Source organism: Floricoccus penangensis (genome assembly GCF_001832885.1).
Classification (GTDB): domain Bacteria; phylum Bacillota; class Bacilli; order Lactobacillales; family Streptococcaceae; genus Floricoccus; species Floricoccus penangensis.
Window position 1 is genome coordinate 57,496 of the sequence record NZ_MKIQ01000030.1, and the last position, 6,375, is coordinate 63,870.

A 6,375-nucleotide genomic window follows, 5' to 3' on the forward strand; every position below is an offset into this window, starting at 1 on the left:
AAGTAGTTTTTGATAATTCTCTTGCATTACCCTTCCTCAACAGCTGCTCTTAGAGGATTTTGTGGTGCTAGATGAAGTGTCCATTTCATACCGTACTTATCGGTAAAAGCTCCCATTTTTCCACCCCAGAACTGTTCTTGAAATGGCATCGTTACTGTTACCTGTCCTGAATCCCGTACAAGCATGTAGAATCTATCAGCAGCACTAATTTCATCAGCATTATTATTATCAATTTCGATATTTAAAGTAATATTACTTGGTCCATTATTTTCTGCTCCAAATAAATTATCTGAAACGTAAACTTGAGCACCTAAAACTGTAAATCCACCATGCATTGTAGTATCATCAAGTTTTTTATCGGAAATATTATATTCTTTTGCTTGTCCCTCTGTAAGAGGTAATCGAAAAACATTTTTCGCACTAAAAACATTTTCATAGTAATCTAAAGCATCTTTTGCACTTTCGTATGAAATATAAGGGTTTAGTATTGCCATATTTTCTCCTTCTTTCTTCTTTCTCTTATTGAGCCATCCAATTAGGTTCAAGGTTATTTCCGTCAAGGTCTTGGACTTCTAATCCAAACATTATATCTTCAGGAATTCCGTGATCAATACGATAAACATTACCACCATTCTCCTCGGCAATACGACCGAATTCCTTTACTCCCTCAACTGAATCCATCGAAAAGGCGATGAGTGCACCACTGGTTGCATGATTGTCAGCAATCGTTCTTTCTCCGATGAAAGCTTGATAGAACTCATGCCTCAAAAGCATAATATAAAAGTTTTCATCCCAGACCATAGCTGATGCTTGGTCATTTGAAAATTCTTCATTTAGAGTAAACCCCAGCTTCTTGTAAAATTCAGTAGAAGCTGTCAAGTCCTTTACAGGAAAGTTTACAAATACCATAGTTGCCATATAAATTTCCTCCTTCTAAACAGCCATCCAAACAAGTTTCAATGGATTTCCATCAATATCTTCAATAATCACGCTATACATAAATTCTTCCGGCATATTTTCATCAGTACGGAAAGAGTTACCACCATTTTCTAGCGCACGACGACCAACCTCAATAACCTCATCCTTGCTATCAAGACCGACAGCAATAACATTTGTAACAGAAGTTTTTGGATCAACGATAGTTTTAGCACCAATAAAATTCTTCAAATGATCATGTGACTGAACCATAACTGTTAGATTTTCGTCCCAAACCATTGAAGACACAGTTTCGTTTGAAAAATCATCATTCTTCACAAAACCAAGTCTTTCATAGAAAGTAGTAGACAGAGCAACATCCGCAACAGGGACACTAACAAAAATAATTGACATAATAAGTCTCCTTTTCTTATACGAGAAAAAATAAATCTTTAATGTAAGCGATTAAGTATTCTTTAGTTAATTATATCATAGGCCTAAAATTTCAATTAAGAATAACTACGATATCTTTGTAACAAAAAAACCGTATAAAATACGGAATTCCTCACAAAGCAACTAATAAACACAAAAGCAAAACTACTTCTAATAAACTCAAATTTTCATCCATCAGTCTTCAAGTCCTTCAAGATATTGGATAGCCTTATACATGTCTTCAGCTGTGATTTTCTCATCAACTAATCTAAATGTTGTATTTGGTCCAACTGAAAAATTCATAAATTCTGCTAGATAATCACGACTCACATCCTTAACATTAACTTCAGCAAGCTTACTTGGAAGGCCAATTTGCTTATAAAAAGGAAGCAAATCTTCAATAATATCATAATCCTCGGTATGAGCTAATTGAACCAGAATACCATAAGCAACCTTTTTACCGTGAAGCATTTCATGGGTTTCATGCAAGTAAGATAGACCATCATGAGTTGCGTGAGCTCCAGCAGAGCGACCGTAAACACCTGCAAAACCACCGACTTCTCCTGCAAGGGCAACAATTGTGTCAGTGATTTTTTCAAAGGCTAGAGTAACTTCTCCTTTATTCAAATCATTGACTGCCGCTTGGGCATTGGTCATGAGTAAATCACGAATTACCTTAGCAGAGGCAATACCCAGAGTAATGTAGGCTGAAAGTTTTTCTTCAGGAAGATTACGAACAATACCATCAATTTCATACCACTTAGCAAGAGTATCTCCAATTCCAGCTACAAAGTAATCCACAGGTGTGCATAAAAGAAATTTAGTATCAACCAAAGTTAGGTAAGGAGCCTTACGAAAATAACCAATCTCACGGAAACTACGGTCTGGATGATATACGGCAGCGACTGGGGTAAATGGTGCGCAATTTGAGATGAGGGTTGGAACAGTGATAAGCTCAGCATCCAAGTTTTGAGCAACCATCTTGGCTGTATCTAAAAGTCTACCACCACCGATACCCACAACAACATCAGCCTGACCAATCTTTTTGGCTAAAAACTCCCCATCTTCGTAAGAAGCAGTTTCATCATAGCGAAAGATTGGATAATTAAGTTCAGCATCGTAGTAGTCGGAAAAAGCTTCAAATGACTTATGCCCAGTAACTACTACAGGATTTTTAAAATCTGCCAGATATTCTTCTAAATTATTCAAAGTCCCCTGACCTGATACATACCGATTAGCACCTGGTTTCACTTCACTTGCAATATTCATACCACTGCTCCTTATACTGAATTTTCAGAATTTTTATTCTAATTATAGGAGCAATTTTTTTATTTGTCAAAAGAAAATGTAAAATTTTGTACAATGAGATGAAATTTTCACTCCCTTTTGTAAATCCATGAAAAGAGACAGTTAAAAATGAGAGTCTTATCCACATGTGAATAAATTTAATAAAAAAGACAATGATTTCCACCATCATCTTTGTAAAAATATTAAAAGCTCCCAGAGAAACCTCCACCTCCATCAGATGAAGATGAACCACCACTACTCGATGATTCAAAATAGGAATTGCCATTATCCGAACTTGGGGTATGATCCAAAATGAAGTCCTCATATGTTTTCCTAAAACTTTCAAAATTTTCTTCTTCTATATATTTACTAGAAAAAACAACATAGTTCATAAAAGTCTTCTTTGGTAATAAAATTTTTGACATATTGTATAAAAATGCTGGTTTATTATAATCGAAATTTGATAAATCATTATTGTTTACTTCAATTCTCAGGCAATCTCTTATAGCTTTTCCAAGCATATTATTAGGTATTTTACTACAAATTTCTAAAGCATTTTTATAGGCAATAGAAATTTTATCATCTGAAAATAGGTTAGGAACTCCACTTAAATCTTTATAAACGGGAAAACTAGAAATCAACATATTAGTCATAAGATTGTTTATCAAAACATCACGCTTATCCACAAGCTTCCTTTTTTCTTCAATTCCCACATCGTTGCTATATCCTTTTTCATCAATATACTTAGCATCTATATCAAGGACATCAAAATATTCTTTCAGTTGCTCATCGTTAAAATTAGACATGAACGAATTAATTGCTTTACTTACTAGAAAAATATTGTTCTCATAAATTTTATTAAATTTATCATATTCCTCATACTCTGCCATAAAATGAGAATTAATTTCCTCTATCAATGATTCCTTATCAAGACTTTCTAAATCATTCTTTATTATAAGATACTTAAAATAATTTTCATTCTTGTAATACTTTTCCCAGACAATATCTTTTACAATATCACCCCATTTACGTCCATCTCGAATCTCTCCATATAGATCAGGAATTTCAAAATCATTCATCGATTGAAGTATTTCAGAATCTGTTGCTTCCCACCATTTAGAATTTACCTTGGATAAGCTATATGTTAATGCTTTATTTAAGGTTCCTAGACTGACTTTTTTTAAATCATCATTATAAAAATAATGTGATTTTTTTAAATCCAATCCTAATTTTTCAGCTCTAAGTTTCTTTTTCTCCTCTATTTCTTTTTCTTTTTTATCACCAGTTAAAGTAATAATAACTATGAATACAAATAGTAAAATAAATGGTAAGTAAAGAATAATTGAAAAATCAAAATCTCTTAGTCTTCTAAAAAAGACATTATGTCCAGTGTTTCCCACTGTTAACTTCTCAGCTGTATTAAAATTTTCAAGCCCATATACTTTAATATTGTTTAGTATTGAAGCCATAGCTGAGTTCCAATCATCTTTAGAAAAATCTTCTATTACATTTTTAGTAACTATTTTTTCCTCTGATGAACTATCAACTATATTTTCAAGATCCTTAGATACCTTTAGGCTATACTCCCTATCTTCAACAGATATAATAAACACCATTGAAGTTTGATATAAACTAAACCTATTCTGTTTCTTTTTAAGTAACTTATATGCAAAGCTGTCTGAAGAAGTATTTTTAGGTAGATGTTGAACTACTTCAATATAAAGTTTAGGTTTTGTTTGCCAAGAAGAAAACTCTTTGTTTAAATCCTTGACTTCATTGATAGTTGCTGTAGAGAGAAATCCATTTTTATCTATAACAGTCCTTTTAAAACTGTTAGCAATTGATCCAATTCCAAACATAGCTATTAAAAAAAATAAAATAAGTACAATATATTTAAGATTCTTTTTCATAAATTCCTCATAGGTATATGTCATTGAGGTAATTATATCATAGTATTAAATTTGGATTATAAAAAATTAAGTAACGGTTATTTCAAAACCTATTGGTTGACTTTTTTAAACCATTATCATAAAATACTTTTTAGTTAATCGTTCAAAAATATAAACCATATATAAGGAAGAGATAAATATATGAAAGCAGCTCAAATCACCCACTACAAACAAGAAATGCCAGTAATTACAGATGTTGAAATTCCAACTATTAAGTCAACTGATGTATTAGTAAAAATAGTTGCTGCAAGCATTAATCCAATTGATCTCAAGACTAAAGATGGTGGACTCAAGATGCTCTTGAAATATAAAATGCCACTTACTCTTGGTAGTGACTTTTCAGGAATCATTGTTCAAATTGGTTCAGAAGTTACAGACCATAAATTGGAGATGCAGTGTATGGACGAGTAGAAAAAAATCGAATTGGTACCTTTGCTGAATATATCGCAACTAGCGCTAGTATAGTTGCTCCAATGCCTAAGAACCTCACTTTTGAAGAGGTAGCCTCTATCCCCCTTGTAGGACTCACAAGCTATCAAGCACTCCATGATATCATGAATATTCAATCTGGTGAGAAAGTACTCATTCAAGCAGGATCTGGTGGAATAGGTACAATAGCTATTCAAATTGCTAAAATGCTTGGAGCATACGTCGCTACCACAACAAGCAGAAAAAACTTTGAACTTGTAAAATCACTCGGTGCTGACCTAGCAATTGACTATAAAACAGAAGATTTCACGCAAATAATATCTGACTATGACTATGTCTTTGATACCCAAGGCGGAAAAATACTTGAGAATGCCTTTAAGATAATTAAACCAGGTGGAAAAGTTGTGTCAATATCAGGACTACCAAATGAACACTTTGCAGATGACTACCATGATGCTGACGGAAAGAAACTTCCCCTATGGAAGACATGCGCCTTTAAATTCGTTACCAAAAACCTAACAAAATTAAAACACGAAAGTAAAGCAGAGTACTACTTCCTCTTCATGCAACCTGATGGTGAACAATTAAGAACACTCGCTACACTACTTGAAAACGGAACACTACATCCGGTCATAGATAGAATAATACCTTTTCAAAATATCGACCAAGCCTTTGAATATTCTAAGTCAGGCAGAACAAAAGGAAAAATTATTTTGAAGATGACGAATGAATTCGATTAGTAGAAATTAACTCAAATAAAAAAAGAACTTACAGAATATTATTTCTGTAGGTTCTTTAATTGTAGGTTAATTAATTATATTTTTTAATTGTTGGTTAATTAGTTATGTTTTTTTATTGTAGGTTATTTAGTTATGTTTTTTTTAGAAATTAAGCGTTTATTTTTTTATTAGCAACATAGATACTTGATAATACTAACAATATAGAACCAATAAGTACAAATAGATTTGCAAGAGTTTCATTTTCTCCTGTACTTGGTAGATTTGAACTACTAGATGTATTTGAAGATCTATATTTTGTTGAATTGTTTGGAGTTTTTGGAGTATTTGGAGTACCTGGTGTACCCGGTTTACCTGGTTTACCTGGCTTTTTAGGTGTTTCAACTGTAACTGTCTGAGCTTTATCATTTATATCTTCATGACTTGCTACTTCTTTACCGTTTTGGAAAAGTTTTTCGAAAACTACAATTGTTTTACCTTCAAGAGCACTTGCATCAAAAGTAAATGTTACATCTACAGATCCATTTGCTTTTTCGGCAGTGAATGTAGTAGACCCTGTAACTTCTTTACCATCAACTAATAATGGTTTATTTGTTGATTTGTCCATTAATTTACCAGTTACTGTG

At 32.7% G+C, this 6,375-nt stretch carries 6 protein-coding genes and 1 pseudogene; 1 reads left to right on the plus strand and 6 read right to left on the minus strand.

The features are described from left to right. Positions 1-26: 26 nt before the first annotated feature. The 5 genes from BG262_RS09430 to BG262_RS09455 all read right to left on the minus strand — a co-directional run bounded on the left by BG262_RS09430 (position 27) and on the right by BG262_RS09455 (position 4,544). Positions 27-494, minus strand: a complete 468-nt coding sequence (locus BG262_RS09430; RefSeq protein ID WP_070788647.1) for a VOC family protein — start codon at positions 492-494, stop codon at positions 27-29. Between the two features lie 25 nt (positions 495-519). Beyond that, a complete protein-coding gene (locus tag BG262_RS09435) occupies positions 520-918 on the minus strand; it encodes a VOC family protein (protein WP_070788648.1) in 399 nt (132 codons plus the stop codon). A 15-nt stretch (positions 919-933) separates the two neighbouring features. Further along, positions 934-1,329: a VOC family protein gene (locus BG262_RS09440; protein ID WP_083312973.1), complete on the minus strand. Its 396-nt coding sequence runs from the start codon at positions 1,327-1,329 to the stop codon at positions 934-936. 213 nt (positions 1,330-1,542) lie between these two features. Continuing rightward, positions 1,543-2,616, minus strand: a complete 1,074-nt coding sequence (locus BG262_RS09445) for an iron-containing alcohol dehydrogenase family protein (protein WP_070788650.1) — start codon at positions 2,614-2,616, stop codon at positions 1,543-1,545. 221 nt (positions 2,617-2,837) lie between these two features. Next, a complete protein-coding gene (locus BG262_RS09455; protein ID WP_070788652.1) occupies positions 2,838-4,544 on the minus strand; it encodes a TPM domain-containing protein in 1,707 nt (568 codons plus the stop codon). 180 nt (positions 4,545-4,724) lie between these two features. On the opposite strand from BG262_RS09455, the pseudogene BG262_RS09460 reads away from it, so the two are divergent. After that, positions 4,725-5,752, plus strand: a pseudogene (locus tag BG262_RS09460) (NADP-dependent oxidoreductase). A gap of 148 nt (positions 5,753-5,900) precedes the next feature. On the opposite strand, the gene BG262_RS09465 reads toward BG262_RS09460, so the two are convergent. After that, positions 5,901-6,375 (minus strand): VaFE repeat-containing surface-anchored protein (locus BG262_RS09465; protein WP_158006669.1); only part of this gene is annotated, 475 nt, incomplete at its 5' end.